The sequence below is a fragment of the Phycisphaerales bacterium genome (assembly GCA_029268515.1).
Taxonomy (GTDB): Bacteria; Planctomycetota; Phycisphaerae; order Phycisphaerales; family SM1A02; genus JAQWNP01.
Window position 1 is genome coordinate 302,298 of record JAQWNP010000006.1, and the last position, 24,867, is coordinate 327,164.

The 24,867-nt window shown below is 49.2% G+C and carries 13 protein-coding genes; all 13 read right to left on the reverse strand.

All coding sequences use genetic code 11. From position 1 onward, the window contains the following. Positions 1 to 10: 10 nt before the first annotated feature. Positions 11 to 580: a hypothetical protein gene (locus tag P8J86_04215; protein MDG2053892.1), complete on the reverse strand. Its 570-nt coding sequence runs from the start codon at positions 578 to 580 to the stop codon at positions 11 to 13. Between the two features lie 5 nt (positions 581 to 585). Continuing rightward, a complete protein-coding gene (locus P8J86_04220) occupies positions 586 to 12,072 on the reverse strand; it encodes a secretin N-terminal domain-containing protein (GenBank protein ID MDG2053893.1) in 11,487 nt (3,828 codons plus the stop codon). A 15-nt stretch (positions 12,073 to 12,087) separates the two neighbouring features. Then, positions 12,088 to 13,050: a hypothetical protein gene (locus tag P8J86_04225; GenBank protein MDG2053894.1), complete on the reverse strand. Its 963-nt coding sequence runs from the start codon at positions 13,048 to 13,050 to the stop codon at positions 12,088 to 12,090. After that, positions 13,047 to 14,561 carry a pilus assembly protein PilM gene (gene pilM, locus P8J86_04230; protein MDG2053895.1) on the reverse strand — a complete coding sequence of 505 codons (1,515 nt, stop codon included), beginning with the start codon at positions 14,559 to 14,561 and terminating at the stop codon, positions 13,047 to 13,049. Before pilM ends, P8J86_04225 begins: the two co-directional genes overlap by 4 nt. 95 nt (positions 14,562 to 14,656) lie before the next feature. Further along, positions 14,657 to 16,192 (reverse strand): helix-hairpin-helix domain-containing protein, encoded by a 1,536-nt coding sequence (locus tag P8J86_04235; protein MDG2053896.1) that lies wholly within the window; start codon positions 16,190 to 16,192, stop codon positions 14,657 to 14,659. Continuing rightward, positions 16,185 to 16,892 (reverse strand): prepilin-type N-terminal cleavage/methylation domain-containing protein, encoded by a 708-nt coding sequence (locus tag P8J86_04240; protein MDG2053897.1) that lies wholly within the window; start codon positions 16,890 to 16,892, stop codon positions 16,185 to 16,187. Before P8J86_04240 ends, P8J86_04235 begins: the two co-directional genes overlap by 8 nt. Continuing rightward, entirely contained in the window at positions 16,889 to 17,335 is a 447-nt protein-coding gene (locus P8J86_04245; protein MDG2053898.1) for a hypothetical protein, read from the reverse strand. Before P8J86_04245 ends, P8J86_04240 begins: the two co-directional genes overlap by 4 nt. After that, positions 17,332 to 18,111: a hypothetical protein gene (locus P8J86_04250; GenBank protein MDG2053899.1), complete on the reverse strand. Its 780-nt coding sequence runs from the start codon at positions 18,109 to 18,111 to the stop codon at positions 17,332 to 17,334. The genes P8J86_04245 and P8J86_04250 overlap by 4 nt, the downstream gene beginning before the upstream one ends. Further along, positions 18,065 to 18,589 carry a type II secretion system protein GspG gene (locus P8J86_04255; GenBank protein ID MDG2053900.1) on the reverse strand — a complete coding sequence of 175 codons (525 nt, stop codon included), beginning with the start codon at positions 18,587 to 18,589 and terminating at the stop codon, positions 18,065 to 18,067. The genes P8J86_04250 and P8J86_04255 overlap by 47 nt, the downstream gene beginning before the upstream one ends. A 128-nt stretch (positions 18,590 to 18,717) precedes the next feature. Further along, entirely contained in the window at positions 18,718 to 19,902 is a 1,185-nt protein-coding gene (locus P8J86_04260; GenBank protein ID MDG2053901.1) for a type II secretion system F family protein, read from the reverse strand. A gap of 92 nt (positions 19,903 to 19,994) precedes the next feature. Then, positions 19,995 to 21,992, reverse strand: a complete 1,998-nt coding sequence (acs, locus tag P8J86_04265) for an acetate--CoA ligase (GenBank protein MDG2053902.1) — start codon at positions 21,990 to 21,992, stop codon at positions 19,995 to 19,997. A gap of 72 nt (positions 21,993 to 22,064) precedes the next feature. Continuing rightward, complete coding sequence (locus P8J86_04270; protein ID MDG2053903.1) at positions 22,065 to 24,443, reverse strand: VacB/RNase II family 3'-5' exoribonuclease; 2,379 nt, start codon at positions 24,441 to 24,443, stop codon at positions 22,065 to 22,067. A gap of 92 nt (positions 24,444 to 24,535) precedes the next feature. Beyond that, on the reverse strand, positions 24,536 to 24,859 hold the full coding sequence (locus P8J86_04275) for a zinc ribbon domain-containing protein (GenBank protein ID MDG2053904.1): 324 nt from the start codon (positions 24,857 to 24,859) through the stop codon (positions 24,536 to 24,538). Between the last annotated feature and the right edge of the window lie 8 nt (positions 24,860 to 24,867).

Genomic DNA, 24,867 nt, shown 5'->3' on the forward strand with positions numbered 1-24,867 from the left:
CAACCAAGCATCAACTTCCACCGCGCCCCAGCTGAACGCTACGAAGCTCTGCCGAACACCGCACTATTTTAGAGCCATCGGCCGGTTCGTAGTACCCCATTATGGTGAGTGGGATCTGCGGGACACGATCGCTCTGAAACACCTCCAATAAGCTCAGTGCAAATGGATAACAAGTGCCGTAAATGGCCATCGTTTTTACGTCCTCATTTTGCTCTGGCCCACGTCGCCACACCGCCAGTGGTTCATCGCTGGCTTGCTGTCCATCACCCACTGCATAGAGCTCAAATACAAATGTTCCGTTTGCTTGAAGTGGCGTTGGATAGGGATGTGAAAACAAAGAAGATGTCACATGAACAACATCTGGAAAACCATTGCCATTTGAGTCTTCTGTATTCGGAGAGACCAAAAGCGTCATTCGGTTTGCTTGGGCACCAGCAGGTACCGCTGGCGCCGGAATAGGCTCAGGGGTCGGAATTTGAGTCGCTCGACGGCGTGCTGGAACTGCTTCGCAACCTATAGGCAGGCATATGAACAATGCAGCTATTCCCACAGCCACCACTTGCCCAGTTTTCAACTTCATAATCATTACTCTTCTCCTACCACCTCTTCTACCAACGCAGCATCACCGATTTCCTCATTCGGAAGGACCTCAGGCCGCTTCTGAATCTTCCACTCTCGTAGCTTGAGCGGTCCATCACCAAGTGACTCAAACAAGCTGCCACCCTCGTCAATCGTACCATCTCGCATGTCATCAATGACGCGATTTGGCATGGTCAACTTATTGAGCTCCCCATCACGAAGATTGCTAAGCCGATCAATTTCAGCTGGCGAATGAATCACGTGTGGTGTCAATACAATCAACAGTTCCGTTCGATCCAACCGCTTGGTCTCACTCCTAAAAAGTGCGCCAAGAATAGGTATAGAGCCAAGAATTGGAACCTGTTCTTCAATAAACTGATACCCCTCTTGGATCAGACCGCCAAGAATGATTGTCTCGCCATCGCGAACTGTGACCGTTGTTCCCGCCGTACGTTCACGGAAAATTGGTATCGGCCCTGCACCAGTCAATGGCGTTGTACTCTGTTCGGTCTCTTGAATAAAACGGGGCTCAACCTCCATCCGAACATATCCGTCTGGATTAATCGAAGGGGTCACATTAAGAATCACACCAGTTCTTTTAGGGATTACAGATGTAATCGAAGCAAACTCAGAAATTTGAGTCGCGTCGGGAATATATATCTCTTCGCCAACATCAATGATTGCAGGAACGTTGTTGGCGGCCATGACCGATGGATTACTTAAGACATGGACACGATTCTGGGCTTCAAGGGCCTTGATAATCAAACCAAAGTCACTTGATGCAATACTCAGTGTCGGCGTGCCCGTCATTGCAGAAAAACTAGCCGACGCCAACGCAAACATAGAATCAACGCCAACGCCGCGAATACTTGCATTATTTGATAGTTCGACGCCCCAGTCGTTTCGATCTTTTAGTGACACTTCGGCCAGCAGCACATGAATCAAAACCTGGGGTGGATCGACATCCAGTTGTTCAATGATGTCACGCACACGCTCCATATAGCGAGGCGAGGCACTAATCAAAACAGTGTTTGATTTTGCATCACCTCGTATCGTAATCTCACGCTCGAGCAAACGTGCCGCTGATCCAAGTTGATCGTTGTTTAGTGTTTCAACCAGCTTCCTCTGCTCTTCATCTGCAAAGTCACCTAGAACCCGAGCAACCTCTTCGGCAGTAGCGTTGCGAAGCTGATACACCAAGGTCTCTCGTTCGTTGGCCTCAAGCGAATCAAGCTCTTCAATAACCTCCTCAACAAGATCCAAATAGGTTGGAGATCCTGAGACTAAAAGACTATTTGTTCGACTATCAACTGTAATTGATAACTGCTGACGGGGATCGGGCACTGCGGTCAACTCTGTTTCACCCAAGCCAGTTGTCCCAATCATCTCGACAGCTGGCGCATCGGTGACGATTTCCATACTGCCCTGCATTCCATCACGTGGCTTCAAGACCATGAGGTCCTTCCCATGACGAAGTTGAAAGAGATCTCGCATCATCTCAGCCATCGCAGTGGCATCTGCATTCACCAGGTTAAAAATACGAATGCTCTTGGCGCCAATATTACTTTCATCCAAATCTGTAATCATTCGCTCAATCAATAACATGGATTCTTGAGGCGCTGAAACAATGATGGTGTTGGTTCGCAGATCAGGTGTCAGACTAATCGACTCTCTCAATGCAGTTGATACCTGAATCTCACCTGTCTTATCAATGACTTCACCGTTATCCATCTCACTCAGATACTTGAGAATAATAGACTGTTGGCTACCACGTCTTGAGCCAATACCCCGGCCGCTGAGCACGTTTTCAATCAAATTAACTGTCTCAAGCGCGTTCGCAGACGTCAACGATATGTACTTAATCTCGACCACTGCTTCAGGTCGAGCTCCATCAAGCTTCGCGACAAGACCGCGTATGGCTAAAAGATCTCGCTCGGGCCCACTTACAAGAACCGCATTCAACTGATCATCTGCGGTCACACGTAGCGATTTATTACCGCGAGCGCGATTACTTTCTTCAACGTAGAGATCTTCTAAAACTGGCACCAGATCAGAAGCGCGGCTGCGATGAAGCGTCAGCACCTCTACTTCAAAATCTCCACTCTCTCCCTCAACATCAATCAATGCACCAAGGAGGTTCTCAATAACGGCCAGATTCTCTTCGCTCGATGCAATAATGAGTGCATTGGTTGATGGTTCTGCTTGAATACTCACCCTATCAGACGCAGAGCTCGCCTCACCAAGAGACCTCTGTCGCTCACGCATGAGCGATTGCAATCTTGGGGCGAGTTGTTCGCATCGTCGAGATTCCGGAAGTGCCAGTACGTGCAAGGTGACTGCTTGATTCACCGGCGCATTCTCTAACTTCTTGACCAAATCCTCGACAATCACTGCGTCTTCCGGATTCGCTGTAAGTAAAATGCTATTTGATCGAGAGTCCGTCAGAATCATGGGCTTCTGAGCTACTTGTAATTCTGCCGGTAAATCGGCATAGCGCCGCTGCATAATAGTCTCGATAGTCGCTGCGATACGAGATGCATTTCCTTTCTTAATGGGTAGAATCCGAACCAGTGTGCCATCATCAAACTGTGATTGATCCATCTCCATCGCAAGTTTTTGTATAACGTCAAATGACTCATTTCCAGCAGCAACAATCAGCGAATTGGTTCTTGGATCAGCCACAATTGTAGCGCGCTCTAAGTCTGCGGTCTCCGGCTCAACCATACGCAGCCGGTCCAGTCTTGCATCCATGAGCTGCTGAATCAGACTGGCTAATCGAGATGCTGATGAATTCTTTAAGCTCACAATACGAATCTCGCGTAGATCTGGCGAAATTTCTGTATCAAGTGATTGCATTAGATTCTCAAGAACCGCGAAACTCCGAGTGCTTGTCGTCACAACAAGTGCGTTGGTTCGATCATCTGCCTGCATGATGACGCGATCTTCAGGGCGAATCGCCTTTGATTCCGCTTGTTGATCAAAGAGATTTGTGAGTGTCGCTCCTAACTTCGCTGCAGAAGCATGCTTGATTGGATAAATACGCACGGTAGAGCTCGGGCTCGCCGCCTCCACGTCGAGCATATGAACCAACTCAGTAATCACTTCTAGATTGCTAGGCGTGGCCACGAGTATGAGTGCATTGAGCTGCGGCTGAGCCTCAACGACTACTCTTGTCATCGGCTGAAAAATATCTGATTCAAGAACTTGCCCACCATGTTTCTCCATCCGTGCCAAACGAAGTCGACCAACTTGTTCCTGAAGCGGGCCCGCTTGCGGCAAGTTACTTGTTCCTTGTACCAATACTGAATCGATGGTCTGTGCCAGATCAACCGCGTCAGCGTAACGAAGTTGAACAATTCGAGATTCAACCCAACCTGTTGGAACTTCCTGGTCTAATCGTTTGGATAACACCTCAACCGTTGCAGCAACGTCTTCTTTACCAGCAACAATCACGGTGTTTGTGCGCTGATCAACACTGATAGCAACTTGGTCCATAAGGGCTTTGCCCACAATCCCACTGGGCTGACCAACAATATTGGTGCCCGGAATGGACGCCAGATCACTGCCTTTTGAAAACAGTTCATTCATGATGCGAGCAAACTGCTCCGCTGCAATATTCTCTAGGGGCAGCACTTTCACAGTGACGGCTTCTGTTACAGGCAGTCGGTCAAGTAGCTTAATCAAACATCGCATTGCCTCAAGATTGGATTTGCTTGAACCAACGAGGAGGGCATTGCCAACAGTGTCTGGAATAACTCGAATCGGCACCGAGAGATCGAGCGACATATTTAATTTATTAACACCGTCGCCTTGCATATTTAATCGGCGAATCTGCTCTTCGAGTGCTTCTGCGAGTGGCGTCTTGGCTTGTTGTGGGCTGGGCGCTAATACCTCTTCAAGTATTCCCGCAACGGCCCTCGCCTCTGCTTTCACCAGGGGCACTAATATTAACTCCGCCTCCGCAATATCAGATTCACTATCGAGGGCTTTCAAGAGACCCAAGATGGCATCTTGATCCAGCGGATTTGCAACAACCATGATTGCTCGGCGTCCCTCGACCACGACTGCTTTCACTGGCTCCGTAACAATCCTATTTGACACATCTTCATCAATCGGATCATTAAGACCTAACTTATCAATCATGTCTACGGCTGACTCTGGATTCATATGTTTGAGATCAATAAAGAAGATTGCCTGACCACGCTTCGGCGCCAACTTATCAATTTCTAATGCGGTATTCGAAATCTCCTCAAACAGCTCTGGCGTCGATGAGATAATCAAAGTATTGCCGGGCACATCAACCTGAATTGATAGTGGCTGCCGTGCTTGTAAAGCTTGTGTTTCATATGCTTGTTCAAGAACGGTTGCAACACGTGACGCGGGTGCGTTCGTCATCGTAACGATCTGAACGCGGACACCGCCTGTCTGAGCATTTAACTCCAGCGCGTTCGTAAACTCTTTGATTTTCTCAAACTCGTCATCCTCAGCCCGTACCAAGATTGTGTTCGTGACAGGATCACCGACAATGCGAAGGCTATCTGCGCCCTCTCTCTGCTTGTCTTGTCCAAAGAGCTTTGTGACCGCCAGTGCTACCTGAACAGGATCTCCATGAGTTAACGGAATAATCCGTGGTGGCGGCAGCAATGCATGATCAGCAACATCGAGCTGTCCAACAATCTCTTGAACCTTGCGTACGTTCTGCCGACTTGCCGAAACAATTACCGAGTTGGTCTGTGGCTCCGCAGATGCACGAACCCACTCATCTGCTGCGACTAATACTTTTGGAATTGATGGCCGCCCATCATCACCATCGGATCCGCCACGAGCAGATTCTCTCGCTTGCTGAGCGCCAAGCGAGGCCTGAAACGCATCATTGATGGCCTTTGCAACCGAGGTCGCGTCTGCATATCGCAGCGCTATCACCTTCAGCTGAAGGGACGCATCATACTGTTCAGAATCGAGCTCAAGAAGTAAGGCTCTTATTCCTTCCCACTCACCAGCCGCAGCTGAAATCACCAGTGAGTTTGTGGCTGGATCTGCAACAATGCGAACACTTCTCTTTTCTGGCGTATCAGCTTCAAGCGCATAGTCACCATAAAACACAGAGAGCGCATCTTGTACTTGCATAGCCTGGGCATACTCAAGTGGCACAAACTCTGTTGTCCGATTCTGTTCTGAAGGCGTATCTAATTCACGAACGATCTTACTAATCTGCTCAAACTGTTGGGCATTTGCGGCCACAATCAACTGATTTTCTCGCTCGTCGTAATCCACACGAGGACGGTCTTGTGATGGTAAAGATCGAGAAAATGAATTTAAGGTGTACGCTAACTCACGAGCGATGGCATTCTCGACTGGAATAACGCGATACTCGATCGGATTGACTGTGGGAACAGCATCTAACTCTTTGATCAAGTGCTCAATAATCGGGAACGACTGTGATGTAGCGGTCACGATCAATGAATTTGATCTCTGATCTGCAACAATTTTTGCTTTGACTTCAACCGACGGCAATTCTGTGTTGTCAATAGCAACAGTAATACCTCGTGTACGACCAGTATCATCCAGTTGTAACGTCTCCGTAAGCAAGGACACTACTTCATTTGCTTTCGCCGTTGCCAGTTCATATGTTCGAATAACTGTCTCGTCGCTTGCAGAAGGCGCATCTAGTTCTGCCACCAGTGCTTTAACACGATCTAATTCTTGTTTTGGGGCATTTAGAATCAGCGCATTGGTGCGCAGATCAGGCGTGACAACAACACTGCTACCAGACCTACGGCTAAATTGCTCGCGAATGATGTTAGCAATAGCCAGAGCTTGGCCGTCCTCAAGCTGAATGATCTCGACGCTTCTTTGCCCCGAAGCGTCAGGCTGATCAAGTGTGTTCATAAGATCTTTAATCATGGATCGGCCAGCTTCATCACCAGACACAATGAGACAGTTTGTACTATCACTCGCAGCAATTGTCACCGGAGATATGTTGGAGCCATTTGCACGAGCTCGCGTGCGAAAAAATCGATCAAGCGTGCCCGCTAAATCTCGTGCCTGGGCAAACTCTACTGGTATGACATCAATATGTTGCGTTTCAGACTGAGTCGTTGAGTCAATCGAGTCAATAAGCTCTTCAACCTTCGCATGATCGGACTCTGTAGCCGCAATAATTAGAGATTGGCCTGGCTGATCCACACGAATAACCATTTCGTCTGAAGCAGAATCATCCCACCAACGACGTGACCACTCCGTGACGCCAAACACATCTCGAATGACATCTGCAACAAGCGTCGGTGAAGTGTTTAAAACTTCATAACGGTGAATGACGCGTAGTTGTTGTGGTGGCGTAGGCACATCAACCTGAGCCAAGATACTCTCGATTTCAACAAGCTGTTCTGGGCTTGCTGTCACTAAAATGGTATTTGTACGAGAGTCAATCGCAAAATCAACTGGCGGTTTGCCCTCGCGACCGCCGCGACGTTGCCGCGTTTGGAATATCTGCTGAAGTGTTGCAGTAGCTTCATTTGCCTTCGCATGCTTAAGCTCAAATATTTGCAACGATTCTCGGCGCTGTACCGGTGTCTCATCAATAATCGCAATAAACTGATCTAGAAATGACAAGGTCTCAAGTGGCGCAATAACAACAAGTGCGTTCCCAGATGGGTCTTCGCGAATCTTCACCAGCGATGGATCAAGAACGCCTTCTATCGTCTGCTCATCGCGAATAAACTTCACGGCTATGGCCCTGGTTTGCTGAGCATTACGAGTGCGCCCTGCGGTATTTGGTTCAATAAGCTGCTCCAGACTGGCGCGAGCTTGGGATGATGAGATCTTGGTCAGTGGATAGACCTTGACAGCTACTTTTTCAATCGCAGGGGGATTCGTCAGTGCAACAATCAAGTCCCCTACGACACCAAAGTCTGTATCAGTACTTGTAATGATTAACGTATTCGTCTCAGGGTCATCCATCACCATGACGCGCCGTGCAAGTTCACCAGGCTTTCCACCGGCTGGCGTAAGTCGATAGAGCGTGCCTCTAAGCAAATTCGCGAGCGAGGCTGCGTTGCGACCTTCTGGCAAAGTAATAGCCCTTACTCGTGAGCCTTCTGCTGGCATTTCAGCAATCAATTGTTTGGCAATCCGACTAAGTCGCTCAACAGCTCTTGGCGAGCCAACTACCACAAGACTATTTGATTCCTTGTCAACAGCAATTGAAAGCGGCGCACTGAAGTCAGATTCATTTGTCTCGTCAGCATTGGTTCCAGACGCGCTGTCATCGCCAACCTGGGCAAGGGCCAGTAATACGATCGCTGTCATACCTGGAACGATTGGTCTTTGTCGTTGCGAACTTGGCGCATCTGTTTTCGGGCGATCGCGATTTGATTGTTCTAATAGTTGCTCAAGTGTCATGACCTCAACCTGGTTATCCCGATTTTGATTCATCATGCGCTTGAGCAAATCTGCAACAGCCGTTGCCTCAGCTCGATTAGGATCAATGCTAATGGTACGCACCTGCCGAGCCGTCTCGAGCGCAGCTTGATCAATTTCATTCACAACTTGTGAAATTATTTCGTACTGCACGTCGGTTGCGCGAATCAAGAGGCAGTTGTTCGGCGTATCAACACGAATTGTTGGCGGCTCCACATCAAAATCATCCTCATCGAAGAGAAGACGAATATTCTCTGCGAGGCTACTGGCATCGGCATTATCGACAACCAGTACATGAACTGGTCTTTTGGTGTTTTTGCCATTTGCCGTAGGCGCCACATCAAGCTGAGCAACAAGCTCTTCAGCCAATGGCAAGGCTACTGAAGCGCCTGAAAGGACAATTGCGTTAAGTCGTTTATCAGCGACAACGCGAATCCCCGGATTATCCTCGGGCAATGTCCATCTTCTTCGAAGCGCTTCCATGCGAACATTTAAAGGAATGATCTCGCCTGCTAACAACTGCTCGACTAACGGCGCAATTCGTTCTGCCTGCGCGTGCTTTAGGAAGACCGTCTTCACAAGTGGTTCATCTGGATCCTCTGCGCTGTCAAGTGGGCTGATAAGCGATTCAAGAAATACCATCTGTTCGGCTGTAGCCGCAACAACAAGTACATTACTTGCCGGCTCTGGGGTAATAACTGGTGGCGGCTCTGACACATAATTTGGCTGTGAGGCCCTGACAGCGACGGCACGGGCTATTGCTCGAGCCACATCTTCAGCGCGTGCTTTGTCTAGCTTGAATAACCTGACTTCAATGGAAGCTTGAGCAGATTCTTCTTGATCAAGCTGTTGAATGAGGGCTTCTACAATTGGCATGACTGACACGGGCGCTGAGACAATCACCGTGCTACTGTCGGGCTCCGACGTTACCGTAAACATACTCCCAAGATCAACAGACGAGCCAGAAACATTCTGCTTTATACGATCTGGAACAACCGCTTTCAGAGTCTCCGCAATGACTGCAGGCCTTGCATGCTTGATCGAGAATAAGCGCATTGAAGTTTCGGTTGTTGATGGAGGCAGATCAAGCTCTCCTAATACCCGCTCGACCGTTTTGAAAATCTCTGCTGGTCCTGAAATGACCAGTGTGCGGGTCGCCGGATCTGCTGTAATAGATACAGGGACCCTGCGATCCTGGCCAGTTGGACTCAGCGCTCCGGCATCCGCCAGTTTTGAAAGTGACTGCGCCATCGCATCAATATCTGCATGCTCGACCGGATAGGTACGCACCTCTATTGTTTTTTGTAGATCCAGCTTCTCAACAAGCGACTCGAATGACGCTCTTCGGTCACTTGGCGCTTCAATAATAAGTGTGTTCGTGGCAGCATCTGCACTGATATGAACTTCCTTCATTGGCCTTAGATGCGGCATCGGCTTTCCACGGCGATCCAATGGTATCGGTGGGTTGGGATAAAGCTTATTAAGTGCAATGGCAACATCTGTTGCACGTGCCTGCTGCAGTGGCAATATGATTGTGGTGCGCTCGGACTCATCTTCACCAGTAGCATTGACTTCGTCTACAAAAGACTTAATTTCACTAAATACGGCTGGATGAGCAGATACGATGAGTGTATTGGTAGCCGTATCTGACGAAATCTCTACTGGCTGCTCACGGCGCATTTCGGCAGGCCGCGTGTCATAACGACCTTGCAACATCCCCGCTATTTGTACCGCATCAGCAGCGCGCACTTGCAGAAGCTTCATTGGGGGCAACGATAAATGCTCAAAGTTATCTAGCTCACTTATCAGTGCATGAATCATTTCATGCTGCTTCGATTCTGCAACGACGTATAGACTGTTGTTTGAATTAATGACCTGAATTTCAGGTACAGCAATTTGCCGTGAGCCTTCAGCGGGCTTTGCTTGAGTGAGAATCTCAAGCAATTGCTTTTGCACATCGCTCGCCTTTGCCTGGGTCAGTGAAATCATTCGGCCATCCCGAGGCGGTGGTTGCAGCTGACGAGCCTGCTCAATCGCCTTCGCAAAGCGAGCAACAGATTCAACCCAACCTGAAACCAGCAGCTGACCAGCGGTTGTATCGATCTCAATATCCGGCAACTCAGCATCTCGACTGTTGAGCCCAGTGCTGGCAAGTGCAAACAGTGCTTCTGCACGATCAACTAAGCCAATTGGATCACTGACATCACCCAAAGCAATCGCCAGAAACTCGACATCATCAGCCGCAACTTGATCGAGCCGCTCAATCAACCCATCAATCAACTCAAACTGACTTGGCTCTGCAGTCACCACAAGGAGATCAAGCTGATCGACAGCCTCAATTTCAATAGGCTTACCCAATTGACCATTCTTATTTTTTAACAGCGGCGATAGAAGCGATCGCAGTGGTCCAATCACTTCGGATGGCTTGGTCTCAAGCAATGTGATTTGCCTGGTCTCAACAGGTAATCCGCCATGCTTCTGAATCATGTCCAAGGTCTCAATGAAACCTTCAACTGAAGAACTGTCTCCTATTAATGTGAGTGTACGAGTACGCTCATCTAGGGTTACTTCAAGTTGGTTTGAGGGTTTATCAGCAATCACACTTCGGTCAAACAGTGACTGCGCAGCTTCGACAACTGTAAGCGGGTCATCTGATGCAATCCTAACCAAACGCACAACCAAAGCATTCATCGATGGTTTATCGATAAGTTCAATCATTGCTGCGATTGCTTGGAGATCAGTTTCTGGTCCTGCCAGTACTAGAGATTTCCCATCTGCACCAACAACTATTTTTGCTCGGGACTTTTGTCGCGGACTAAGTAGTTGATTTAAAGACGTTGTTGCTGCTTGGGTCGAAATATGTTCGAGTGGAACAATTGTCATGGAACTTGTTGAATTGCTTTGGTCTACCTGCGAATCAATTGCCGTCAGGAGCATGATCGCTTCTGCAATCGCTGCGTCCTGACCAGCAAGGACAATCTTGCCTTGCTCATCAAGCGCTAGAATCACGGGTCGGTCTGCGGCCGGCCACGAAGAGAACAACTCATCAAGCCGACCCTTCGCAATGGCGGGTACGATCTCACTAAGCTGTATCGTCTTGACACTTCGACGACTATCCACAACTGGCACATCAAGTAATTCAAGCGCCTCTTTGAGTTTGTCTAGACGTTGTCGCATGCCCTTAGCGATGAGAGCATTCGTGCGTTTATCAAGGGTGATTTTGAGGCCGGGTAGCGAATCTTCTTCGAGTTTAACCTGCTTGCCATCTTGATTAATCACATACTTAATGATCCTTTCGCTGAGCAGTGCCTTAAGTGGCTGCATCAGATCCGAAGCTTTGCCATGCTTGACTGGAATAATTTCAATGACCCCTTCGGGGTCTTCACGATCAAGCTCTCCAATGATCTGTTTCAGACGCCGAACCTGAGCAGCGGTCTCAGTAATCACCAATGCGTTTTGCTGCTCTAAAGGTTGTATTGATCCATAGGCTGCCACCATTGTGCCAAGCTTTTCTGCAATTGGCTTGGCAAGCGCTATCTTAAGTGGCAACACAAGTGTCACAATTTGATCATCTGTAACATCGCTTGTGAGCTCACTGATAAAGGTAGGAATATTCTCTCTTGCCATCTCCTTAAGGGCCTGCAAATACAAAATGTCATTTTCAACACGCAACATGACACCACGAGACTGCAGCAAAATATTCAACACCTGCAGAGCCTCTGGCAGCGAATATGAAACTGGCGACAGGTAGTCGACCGTCCCATTTGGGACTGGAGATTCTCTTACCACCGGCATTCCAGTGGCACGAGAAAAGTAGTCGAGCACCTGATCAAAAGTAGCACCCTTGAAATTGAAGCGAATGAGGTTGTCATTCGCGTCCGGTGCCTCAATTTTTTTGTTTGGACCATCAATGGCCCCACTCTCTTGTGCATGCGCAGCGCACACCACAAAAAGAGCCAAGAACAATACAATGCCTTGCCCAAACCACCGGATTGCGCGCGGTGAATTATCGAGGCAAAGATACTTTTTTATGTCGTTTTTTGGGCGGTCCCGATCCATACGACCAATCTCCATCCTGAAGCTCCCGTTCTATTGTGCTGATCCAATCCTCTCTGCCTCTGGTAGTACTTGACGGTCAACCATGGTTGCCCCAAGCTCTACAAACCAGAGCTCTCCCTCAAAATCAAACTCTGCAACGAGGCCATTCACACCTACGAATTCCATTTTGTGGATCCGGTCGCCAACGGCTAGGACCCGTGACTTACCAGATGCAGAATTTCGTATATGGGCTTCGATCATTGGTGACTCGATAACCCCGGTCAATGCCCAGTTCTGATAAGGAAACATGCGCGGTGCAGGTGCCGCGACAACGGCCACTGGTGACGGTGGTGGCAGTGGCAACCGGAATGGGTTGCCCTCAATGAGTGGCTCAACCCTTGCCAATCGATCTGCTGCCCAGTTCGTTTTCATAAGCGTCCCTGGCGGACGGCCTGGAACGAACAATGTTGTTAAGCGCACAACGACTTTGACTGTTTCCCCATCACCCTTAGGATCTAAGGACACCTGGTTAATTTGTTTTGGCCATGCTTCAGCATCAATCCGATCAATCATCTCTACAACTTCGGAAAGAGCTCCCTCCGCAGAGATTGACGCCTCTAACTCAACAAAGTCAATTTCATCACTCATTTTTCCGCTAAACAAACGTTTTGCGGGTGATTTCAGAGCAACATATCGGCCCGTATCAACACGAACTCCTGCAAGCTGAGACGACTGTCCTATCTGATTGAGTCGGGCTCGCAACTCATGATCAACGGTCTCGATATCACCACCTAATGTCCGACTTCCGTAGTCACTCAGTGCTCGTTGTATTGCTGGATCCCGGTTCAATGCAGTGCGATATTTCTTAATGGAAGCCTGCTCGCCCTCAATCGCTGTGAGTAATTCCTGCTTTGGAGTGATAAACGAACGATCCAAGACATACCAGATAATTGCACCAGCAAAGATGACTGCAATCACAACAACAAGAAGCTTCTTAGACCGAGCGCTGTTCATGTCTCAGGCTCCGGCTCATCGACCTGCGTTTCTTGTGGTGATGCGGTACTCGAAGTCAGTCGATAGGTAAACGCATGACCAAGACGCGTCCCACCCTCAGCATCTGCGCCTGATGAACTTACGCTATACACTTCATTCTCGACGAGCGACTGTCGATAGGCATCGGCAGCGACGCGCTCTGGTGCCTCACCGTCGACTACGATCTTGATTGATTGCGGTGCAATCCACTCCTGCGTCGCTCGGTCATACTCGACTCCTGAAAACTCAAGCAAGCCCATCCAACGATCAAGTACAAATGTTGTAGACGGAGGCGTAAGCTGCTGTGTGTAGAGCAGGTGGCCGAGTACATCTATTTGTGCTGACTCCCAAAATTCGAGATGAGATAGCTGGTACTGATCCCGAAAGTGGCGAGCGTACTCTTGGTAAAGTGCGCTCCGTTGTTTAGACAGATCGTCAAAATTCGCCTGGAGTCCACCAAGGTTCATACTGAGAATTGTCCACGCAGCAAAAACAGTGGCCATGATGAGCGCTGCGGCAAGTCCAAAGCGGCGGCGTCTTAACACCACTTGATCAACTGCCTTTATGGGGTGCTCAAGATCAATTCGTCGTTGAGAAGATCGATACTGGAGCAGTAGACCAGCAGCAGGCCAAAGCTCTTCCATTTCATTTGACTGAACTTCAATTCGAAGATTGGTCTCAGGTTCTCGAACTGGTGCATCAACGGTTATGGCTATGTCAGCAATGATTCGAGATCTAAGCTCGTCTGGTGCGAAGACAGCAACACTGGTAACTGGATGACCCTCATTAATGATTCCGAAGCTGGTCCAAGTACGTGTGGTTTCAGTTAACACATTGTCTGCCACCTCATCAAGAACACTCGTTTCGTTCAGATGAGCTGCCCGCGAAAACTGTAGACTGCCCTGCTTTACAACACAGAACTCAATTCCACCACTGGTCACATCAATCGTAAGAGTCCCACTCGTTGGATCATGCTCACGAGGTAGGTCATGAGCAATAAGAGCCACTGATCCAAAAGCCCTGAGTGAAATACAACGGATTTTGAAACCGGCTGCTCGGATTGTCTGACGAGCTAAGTCGAGCGTCTCTGTCGGAACGGCAACGGCAAGCACCGTACTGTTGACTCCATCAGAATTAAGGAACTGGAAGTCGATGACCGCTTTCGAGGTATCGAATGTCAGCTCTCGCTGCATGGCCAAAAAGGTCATCTCAGGCAACTCTCTGACATCTGTTGTTGGAAGCGTGAGTCGCTTAACAACCACATCTTCACGGGGAAGTGAAACTGTTGCTGCGCCGGCCTTAAAACCCGAATCGCGCAATTCTTGCCGGATCCAAGCGCCAGTCTGCTGCGCATCTGTTCGTTTTATTTCGGGGGGAAGGTCTTGAGCCCATGTATGGGTGACTACGTAGCCACCACCAGCGCGTCGCGCCTCAAGAGCTCTGATTCTCGACCTTCCGAGATCGATGATTGTGGTATGTCGTTGAGGCAGCACGGTTGATCGATCCTTGATCGTCAACAATTGTACCGACAAGAGGTTGCCTCACGCGAAGAGGCCACCAGAACCACTTTGATTGTGCATATCGTTGGTTATTTCACGACCCGCCAACGGCCGATTCGCCCATTGGATGCCGCCGGAAATGCGGGCTCTGAGAGCTCATCAGGAGCATCTTTTTCCAGCTGATCATCTGCGGAGGAGGCCACTAAATTGGACGCAGGGCGCCGGCTAAGTTCCGTAAGTCCATTATTCAAAGATGCTTCCGATTCAAGAGCCGGATCTTCTTGGTGAGTCGATAGAAAGAGCTCATCATGACCGCCAGGCTCCTGGAACAGTACTTCTGGGGCCTCAGAAGACTCTTTTAACGTAAGTCGTGCTGCTGTCTGAAGGAGGCTGATATCACGTAGATAAGCCACACGCGGACTCGAATCTACGAGATCAATGACGATTTCGAAGATCTGTGGTTCAATCAATCGGTCCTCTTCATCGTCAGCCTCAACCTCGCCAGCAGCCAGGATGAAGCGATAGGCCAGACCACATGTCGTCGCCATCTCGTAGAAATCTGCCACCTGATCCTGTCTGATCAATCCTTGGGTATGAGGCCATAACGGTGACTGCCTGGAGGTGACATCGATATCGCCCCGTCGATCGACTAATTGCTGGATCTGATCCGAATCGAGCCCACCGAGCGCGTTAAGAACGAATGGGCTGGCATGGTTTATATCGACTCGCCCCAGACGCGTTGGCTCAGTAGAGCATGTCAGCGCCCCCATCACTTGGATCAATGTGTCTGGGCTCAATTGAGTGGCAAGCCGCTGCGCGAGTTGGCCATCGTGTTGAAGTGGGCCCCTCTTTGATACGCCCTTGATGATCGCCACTGTTGCAGCGTCGAAGCGTAAAGATAACTGCGCCTCGATCTGCTTCGACCAACCGGCAGCAATGGTGATTGTTGGTTTCTCCAGGCTGGGCGAAACTGGCTCACAAGCATAAACAGTAACCACATCAGCTAAGCCACGTGGTGATGAAAAGCCCAGTCGGTCGAGTACGCGTTCTCCTAATCCGGGCGCCTCACCACTGACCTGTGATGTGTAGTTTATCTCAGCAATATCACCATAGAGTTGCGAAGGTGTCATGCCATCGACCGCTAGTAATTCCGTAATCGATCCGAAGGAGCCAACCAACTCACGCCGATCCACGATTGCCTGAACCAGCTCCGGTTGCAATAAGCCTGTTCTGAGCAGTTGCTCAGCAGTCACATGATTTATGTCTAAACATGTGGCTTCGTTCCGAACGATGTCGCCATTCGGTGTGACTGGTAGCAATCTCACAACTCCCTGACGGGCGCCATCTCTATAAATGACATATTGCTCTTCCAGATTAACTTCCTCACCAGTAAGTATTCCCTCTCGTTGGCGGGCAAGAGCATGTGAGATAACATCAATACCAGATCGGAGAAGCGCCTGAGTACGAGCCTGTTGTTCAGCAACCGATGCTGATCCCGCTTGTACCTGAGCTGTTGAAACCAACACGCTGGCCGTCCAAATAGCAAAGAGCATGACGACCAGAACCAAGACCAGCATGAGTCCTCGGCGGGATGGAGCACCGCTGTGTGGATTTGCACTAGTCAAGTTGATGATGATCCCTCCCCGTGGCAACCATTGCATCTGGAATACTGATAATTCGAATCCGGTCGGGATCTGACTCTTCTATGAGTGGCTCTTCAAGAAAGTCTGCAGGAGAATCGGACACCTGGTCTTCCATTGCACGTGGCGTGACATACCAAATCGCCACTTCGACTGCTGCAGGCAACCTTTGTTGTTGAGCACTGTCATAACTTGAACGCCATCGCCCTTTGTCAAGATAGCGAAAACGAACCCATCCAAGCTTGTTACTAATTGTATTTAGGTAGCCTGTAGAATCCGACTGAACGCCAACCTCAACAAGGCGCCGACCTCCCTCAAGCTTGCTCTCAGTCGGATCAAAATGAAACTTCAGTTCAGTAAGATCCCCAAGCATATCTTGGCCTGGAACCAATTGCTCGACCGAAACCGAACGACTCATGACTGCAATATTCTGCTCATCCCCGATCAAGCCAGATCCAATTTGTTCAATTCCAACAATGGCGCAAGTAAGTTCAAGAGAAAGATTTTCAATAAGAGCCTGCGCTGCCCGTTCTTGATCAAGGCGTTCGTTGATTTGGGTGCGATGCAGAATTAAATCTCGGAAGAAACCAAGAATTGCCACACTAAGAACCATTCCAAGTGCAAGCGCAAGCAACACCTCTATCAGTGTAAACGCACGTTTTCTAGGAACAACTTGGTTCTTCATGCCTCTGGCTCCCTGTCTCCAGAAACAAACTCAGTTTGATTCCTATCAGATCGTATGAGCTGCCGAACCGTGACTGGTGCAAATGACTCAGTTGATGATTGGTCTTGTTCTACACGCACCGTAACAACGACAAGGCTAAAATTCTCGAACGAAGATGGCTCAACTGAAACATCAACGATCCAAGGCGATTCAATTTCAACACCAAGTTGTGCATCGCGAATTGAAACTATTCCACTACTGAATTCCGCCAATCTTGACTGAGCTACATCGATAGCTCGTAAGCGTTGTCCAGAATCTGCAACACGACTGACTGCCGTTCTCATTGAACGCATAATGAGTGCCGATGCGCCTAAGAAAAGTGAAATCGCCAATATCAACTCTAGAAGTGCTGCGCCTCGCCGTGTAAACGTCTGGAACACCAAGTGCTTTTTCTTTGTGATCATGGATACACCAGATCAACATCCAGCCGTGGGCCTTGACTTTCCTGCGCAGCGGGGAGCTCGGGCAACCGTAGTTCGTCTGCACTGGCAATTTCAAGATCTGAATCTCTCGAATCATCAAACCCACTATCATCTGACACTGCCTGATCCAGGCGAGCCCAAGTCACATGACCCGTGAGTGGTTCAATAGAGAGTTTTGCAAGCCGACCTTGATTATCTCTGAGATAGACAGGATCGAAGTGAGCACATCCTCCAGAGGGCAAAAAGACAAGGAGAGGCCACTTTCCATCAACCAACGGGTTCGCAATCATGTCTTGACCATCTAGAATCTCTTCGAATTCTATGAACGCCGATGGCTCAGCCAGAGACTTTGCCAGACTTAATCCAGTATTGAGTTGATTGTGTGCCCAACGCTTTTGCTGCAACCCTAAGTCGTCCTGGACGGCTGAATTTTCATCGGTGAGCTCTAGGACATTGGCCACGATGCTATTGGTGCCTGGCTCATACACGACCTCAATCATCTTGGAAGTGCGCTTTGCGTGTAGCTGCGCGAGCTTGAGTTGCTCGCGAATAGTATCCAGCGAAGAATCAAAGCTCTGCTGATTAAGTAGTGCTGTTGATGAAACAACACCAATTGATGCCACAATGAGTAGCAATCCAAGTGCAAGAAGCACTTCAATCAGAGAGATTCCATGATAAGAAGATGGCCCTCTTTTAGGCAGCTTGTTGCCATCAACTCTCTGTGGGCGATTCGGGAATGCTGAACTCCATAGCTTCATCAATTTCACCCTCATTATTCATTGCACGGAGGTGATTATGAATGTCATCATCTGTGTCGATTTCTTTATCCGGTCCGACCGAGACAATGTCATAGTAAGACTCACCTCGTATTTCACCGTCTCCAGGTGCACGATAGACCCAACTACTGCCCCAATCATCTGAAGGCATACCATCGCGGAGATATGGGCCTCGCCAACGAACTGTGTCATCTTCTTCCTCTAGAACCTCACTATTCCACAGAACAGCCAGTCCCTCTTCAGAGGTTGGAAGGCGGCCCATATCATTTTCAAACATCTCTAATGCCGCTTCGAATCGATCGATGTGAGCCAGTGTCACATCGTTACTGGCTTGCTTTCGCACGCCTGAGTAATTGAGTGCCACAATGCCACCAAGAAGCAGCAGAATTGCAATGACGATCAGCAGCTCAATGAGTGAAAAAGCTCGCCTAGCTATGATTTGAGATGATCTTACTTCCATGTAGTTCACAATTTTTCTCCAATGCCTGGCATGTTTGGGTAAGAGGCTTCAGCACTTTCCAAACACACAATTCTTTACGCCACCCCCGCCATAAGCCATCGCCCACGACGTGGCTCATCCTCTGTTGATTAAAGAGCCGAGTTCATCCTCATCATCGGCACAACCAAGGCAATAAATATGAAAAGCACGACTCCAGCCATGCACAATAGCAATAGAGGCTCTGTGAGCCGGATCATTAAAGCCATCTGGCGGTCAATCCGACGCTCAATTGTCTCCGCCGCGGTCAAAAGGACGCAGGAGAGATTATTTGCTGACTCACCCACTGCGATCATCTCAATGACATCCTCCTCGAAAAAACCCGAAGCAACCAATGGTGAAGTTAATGATCCACCATCTTGGACAGACTCTTGAGCTTCTTCGACGGCCTTCATGAGCACTGGATTACCCACTGCATCACGAGAGATCTTTAGAGCCGACAGCATAGGAATACTGTTATCTAATAATGTGCCAAGCATGCGGCAGAATCTTGCAGTCCCTGAACTGCGTACTAACTGACCCCAAAGCGGCACTTTCAACTGAACAACTGATAACCACTCTCGAACTGAAGGCAATCGCAAAGACCATGCAATACCCGCACTCAGTGCGAAGAACATCAGAAGTACCACACCCCAGTAATTCACCAGGAAGTCACTTGATCCCAGCAGTATCTGTGTGGGCACCGGCAATTCAATATCGGTGTATAGATCTCTGAACTGTGGCACGAATGAAATCAGAGCCGCTACTACAACACCCACACCCACTACGAGTAGTAGCAATGGGTAAATCAGACTGCCAACTAACCTTGCTCTTAGCTCGGCCTGCCGCTCAAGAAAAGCCGCTAAGCGAGACAATACTTGATCAAGGAATCCACCATGCTCACCGGCTCGAACCATCGCAACCTGGACATCAGGAAATACTGATGGATGGGATCCCATTGCATCAGCCAGACGCGAACCCTGGGCAACTGCATCACGCACCTTGCCCATCACCGTTGCTAATCGTGGATGGGCACGCCGCTGCGACAGTATGGAGAGACTACGGAGTAGCGGAACACCAGCCCTAATCAGGTCTGATAGTTGACGGTACGTTGTTGCGAGTTGCTTGACACCGATACGACGCTGAAACATCGGTTCGTCACGAAGTGGGCGAACTCTCACCGGCGCCAGATGTCGAGCCTGTAGTTCCGACAGCACCGCCTCAAGAGAGTGGCCCGAGAGCCTGCCCTCAACGGCTTGACCATCCTGGTCACGAGCGATGTATCCGTACGTCGCCATGGCCAGATTGTAGGGCAAAAAAATGACGAGGTGTCAGGGGTAATAGAAGTTAAACAACTCCTGAACACATCTCGCAAGCGCCAACGCGGTCGCTAGTTTTCGTCGTCACTCCTCAATTTCGCTAGCACGCTGTAATCCTCGAGCGTTGTCACATCCTGGCTAGATTCCTCGCCTGCAGCGACATCTCGCAGTAATCGCCGCATGATCTTCCCGGAGCGGGTCTTCGGCAGCACATCCGTAAAGTGAATTTTGTCGGGCTTAGCGATTGGGCCAATCTCATTGCCAACGTGATTTCGAAGTTGCAAAATTAGTGCTTCGCCAGGCTGGAATCCAGGATCTAGCGTACAAAATGCGGTAATACCAGTGCCCTTGATCTCACAAGGCATACCCACCACAGCCGCTTCGACAATCGCCTCATGACTGACCAGAGCTGATTCAACCTCCATCGTGCCTAATCGATGACCAGATACATTGATGACATCATCAATGCGACCCATAATCCAGAAATACCCGCGATCATCCCGCCGAGCACTATCTCCGACCAGATACGCACCTTCAATGCGAGAAAAATAGGTCTCGATAAACCGTTTTCTGTCCCCATAAATGCCTCGTAACATTGATGGCCAGGGCTTTCGAATAACCAGCAAACCACCCGTGTTCGTAGCCTGCTCCTCCCCCTGCTCATTTACGACAGCAGCATCAACACCAAAAAATGGCAAGGTACACGAACCAGGAACGGTGGGCGTCGCCGCTGGTAGCGGCGTAATCATGTGTCCACCGGTTTCCGTCTGCCACCATGTGTCGACAATTGGGCAACGCTCTTGCCCAATCATGCTGCGATACCACATCCATGTCTCTGGATTAATCGGCTCACCAACTGTTCCCAACAATCGAAGACTGGAGAGATCATGTTTCATGGGGTGCTCATTACCCCATTTCATGAACGATCGAATTGCCGTTGGAGCTGTATAGAACTGGGTCACCTTATGACGCTCAACAATATCCCAGAAGCGATCAGGCTCCGGATAGTTTGGTGCACCTTCATACATTAACGTCGGCACGCGATTAGGTAGCAGCCCGTAAACAATGTAGCTATGTCCAGTAATCCAACCAATGTCTGCCGTACACCAATAAATCTGTTCACTGTCCGGGCGCAGATTAAAGACATACTTGCTGGTCAAGTACGTGTAAACCATATATCCGCCCGTGCTATGCACGATGCCTTTGGGCTTACCTGTAGAACCTGAGGTGTACAACAAGAAGAGCATGTCTTCAGCGTCCATCTGCTCACATGGACAATCGTCGGATATATTTTCTTGGGCATCATGCCACCAGACATCTCGCTCTTCATTAAAGGCACACTCATTTTTGCAGTGCTTAAGAACGACAACTGTTTTAATTTGATCTGTAAGCTCACACGCAGAATCAACATGGTCTTTCAGTTCAACCACCTTGCCCCGCCGCCATGCACCATCGCATGTGATGACCACAGAGCTCTTCGCATCATCCACACGATCTGCAATAGCCCTCGATGAAAACCCACCGAAGACAATGGAGTGTGGGGCACCGATCCGAGCACATGCGAGCATCGCTATCGAAAGTTCTGGAACCATTCCCATGTAGATTGTGACAATCTGGCCTCGCTTAACGCCGAGTTTCTTCAACATGTTGGCGCAGCGGCAAACTTCCGAATGCAATTGCTTGTAGGTAAAGCGGCGGACCTCTGGGCCATCGCCGTCAACTGGCTCACCTTCCCAGATCAGGGCAGTCTCGGCACCGTGCCCATTATTAATCTGCCGATCAATACAATTGTGCGATATATTTGTCTTGCCGCCGACAAACCACTCGGCGTCAGGCAAGTTCCAGTTCAGCACCTTGTCCCAAGGCTTAAACCAATCAAGCTCCAGCGCAATCTCTGACCAAAATCCTTCGGGATCTTTGACTGATCGTTCATGGAGCGATCGATACTCATCGATAGAGCTAACATAAGCGCCACTGAGACGTGCATCAATATCTTTTGGCGGATCAAATATGCGATCTTCAACAAGCGTTGAGTGTAGTTCGCCTGAGTTATCTACTGTTTCAGTCATAACGGATTCTCCCGAATTATAAACATAAACACTACTGTACTCGACGAAGGAACGATCTGAAAGATGGGTTTTCTATCTACCTCTTTTGGCTCGTTTTCGACGGCTCTTGTTTTTGCCGGTTTTCTTTTTCTTTGCTTCTGGTTCCCCACGATCATATCTTGGTTCACCCTCTGGCAAACTTAAGACACGCAATGACATTGACCGAGACGCTGGATCAACTTTTTCAATCTGAACAGTGAGCTGATCACCTCTCACAAGGCAACGATTTGTACGACCTCCAACAACACGCATGCCTCTCGCGGCACTGCGCCAAAACTCTTTTCGACCATCATCTCCAGGCATGTCGGTGAGATCAGCCATGCCTTCAACTAGAAATTCATCTAGGGAAATGTAAATAGCGCCTTTTGAAAAACCGGTGATCACGCCTTGAAAGTGATCACCAAGATGCTCTCGTGCCAAGAAATCTAATACAAGAAACTGACGTAACTCACGTTCCGCCGCTTCTGCTTCGACTTCGGTACTAGAACATTGACGACCAAATTCTATCAGTGCGCTCTCATTGAGCACACGCTTATCAGCACTCAGTCGACTGGCAAAGGCTCGCTCCTCACGCTTACGCGGTGGCTTTTTCCCATTCTCTGTCGCATCAAGATAGGCTGACATGACCTGATGAAGAAGAAGATCTGCATACCTTCTAATCGGACTTGTGAAGTGACTGTAGTGCCCAGACGCAAGCGCGTAATGACCAATGATGGCTGGCGAATAGCTTGCTTTTGTCATGGTGCGAAGAACCGATATGTGAATTGCACGTGCCGCCGGCGTACCTGCTGAAGCTTTAAGAAGTCTTTGCAGATCCTTCCTGTCCGGCTCCTCTGGCATACGCAAGCCGATCATACGAGCGAATTCCTGAAGCTCTGTCATATCTCCGCCACTCGGATCTGGGTGTATGCGCCGCATCACGGGCAACCCAAGCGAATAGAAAGTACGAGCCAGCGCCTCATTGGCCTCGACCATAAACATCTCAATGATGGTGTGCGTAAATGCACCATCTTCTGGCTGGGCTCCAATAACTTGACCACCGTCATTAAAAATAAGCTCGACTTCTGGTAGATCAAGCACGATCATTCCATCATGAAGGCGCCTTTTTCTTATGCTTTTTGCGAGTCGATTCGCATTCACTAATGCGTTAACTAACTCTTTCGAATACTCGGTGTTTGCTGTCGTATGCGTAAGAGCCTCGTCGGTCTTTCCCTCAATAAGCGCTTGTGCCTCAAGGTACGTCAATCTTTTGTGAGAGCGAATAACAGACGCGCACAACCGCTGTTTCAGCACGCGCCCTTTCTCATCAAATGTAATAAACGCTGATCTTGTCAAGCGATCAGTATCTGCCTGAAGTGAACATATACCGTTTGATAAAATTTCCGGCAGCATCGGAATGACATGTCTAGGCAAGTACACACTATTACCACGCTGCGCGGCTTCTTGATCTAATGCTGAACCTGGCACAACAAACTCTGAAACATCAGCAATATGAACCCCAAGCTCCCAGGTACCCTGTGCTTCGTCATGCACGATTGAGATGGCATCGTCAAAGTCACGTGCGTCAGGTGGATCGATTGTGAAAGTCAGAAGCTCTCTTAAGTCTTCTCGACCTGCTCTGTCAGTCGAACCGTCTTTTACGAATTCTTCAAACGCTGTGGTTGCCCGCCTTGCCTCCTCAATTGCTGACCGTGGAAATTCCGTGCGCAAGCCATGGGCCGCAATCACCGCTTGAGTTTCAACGTCGGGGCGACCAGCTTTGCCGAGAACCTCAACAATGACTCCCTCGCCGGGGTAGTCATCTTCAGGGCGAAGGACAAATTCGAAAACAACTTTAGATCCCTCTTTGGCACCCTTTGCCTGACCATCACGCACAAGAACTGGAGCGACAACGCCACGACTGTCGGCCTTTACATACCAACTACCACGACGATTAAAGAGTATTCCCGCAAACTTACTCTTGGCCTGCTCTAAGACCTCAGTGATTTGCCCAATGCAGCTTCTACGCTCGCCCTTGCTTTGAGCAGAGCCACTATTTCTTCCCCTATTTCCGCGCGGGTCACGCATCACACTCGCTCGAACCCGATCGCCTGTCATCGCATCACTGGTATTTCCGCGAGGGATGAAAAGATCGCCTTCACGGTGGGGATGATCTGGTATGACAAATCCAAAGCCGCGCGCAGTCATACGAAAAGAGCCACTGACCTCATCACGAAACCGAGGCAATCGAAGACGACTGTCGTCATCCTTGAGTAGATAACCCTCTTTCGTGAGTAACTCCAGTGCCTGATCGAAAAGATCTTTATCCGCATCATCAATGCGCAAGGCCTCAGAAAGTGCATCGGGCTTGGGCGCCAGGTGAAACTCATCACTAAGGTAGTCGAGGATGCGCTGTTTAAATCGAAGTGGCATGAGACCGAGAACCTAAACCAATATGGGCTGACCGTACCGTACTCGATCAAGCTCCTGAACGCGCCTGGAACCAGTAACAGTAAGACCAATAATCAGTCTGAAGCTTTGGATGACTCGCCACTGGAACCGCTCTTCTTCGTCTTTGATGTATCTTTCTTCTTCGAAGAATCAGTTTTATCTGAAGAAGTTTCACGGGCTTTTTTATCTGCTTCAGCACCCTTCTGATAAGACTTACTACGGTAATCCGTCTCGTAAAAGCCGCTCCCCTTGAAGATAACGGCGCCACCAGTGCCGACCAGCCGTTTAAGCTTGAGCTTTTTGCACTCTGGACACTTCCGCTTAACAGAGTCGCTCATCTGTTGAAAAAGCTCAAACTCGTGGCCGCATGCATCGCATTGATATTCGTACGTTGGCATAGCTGATA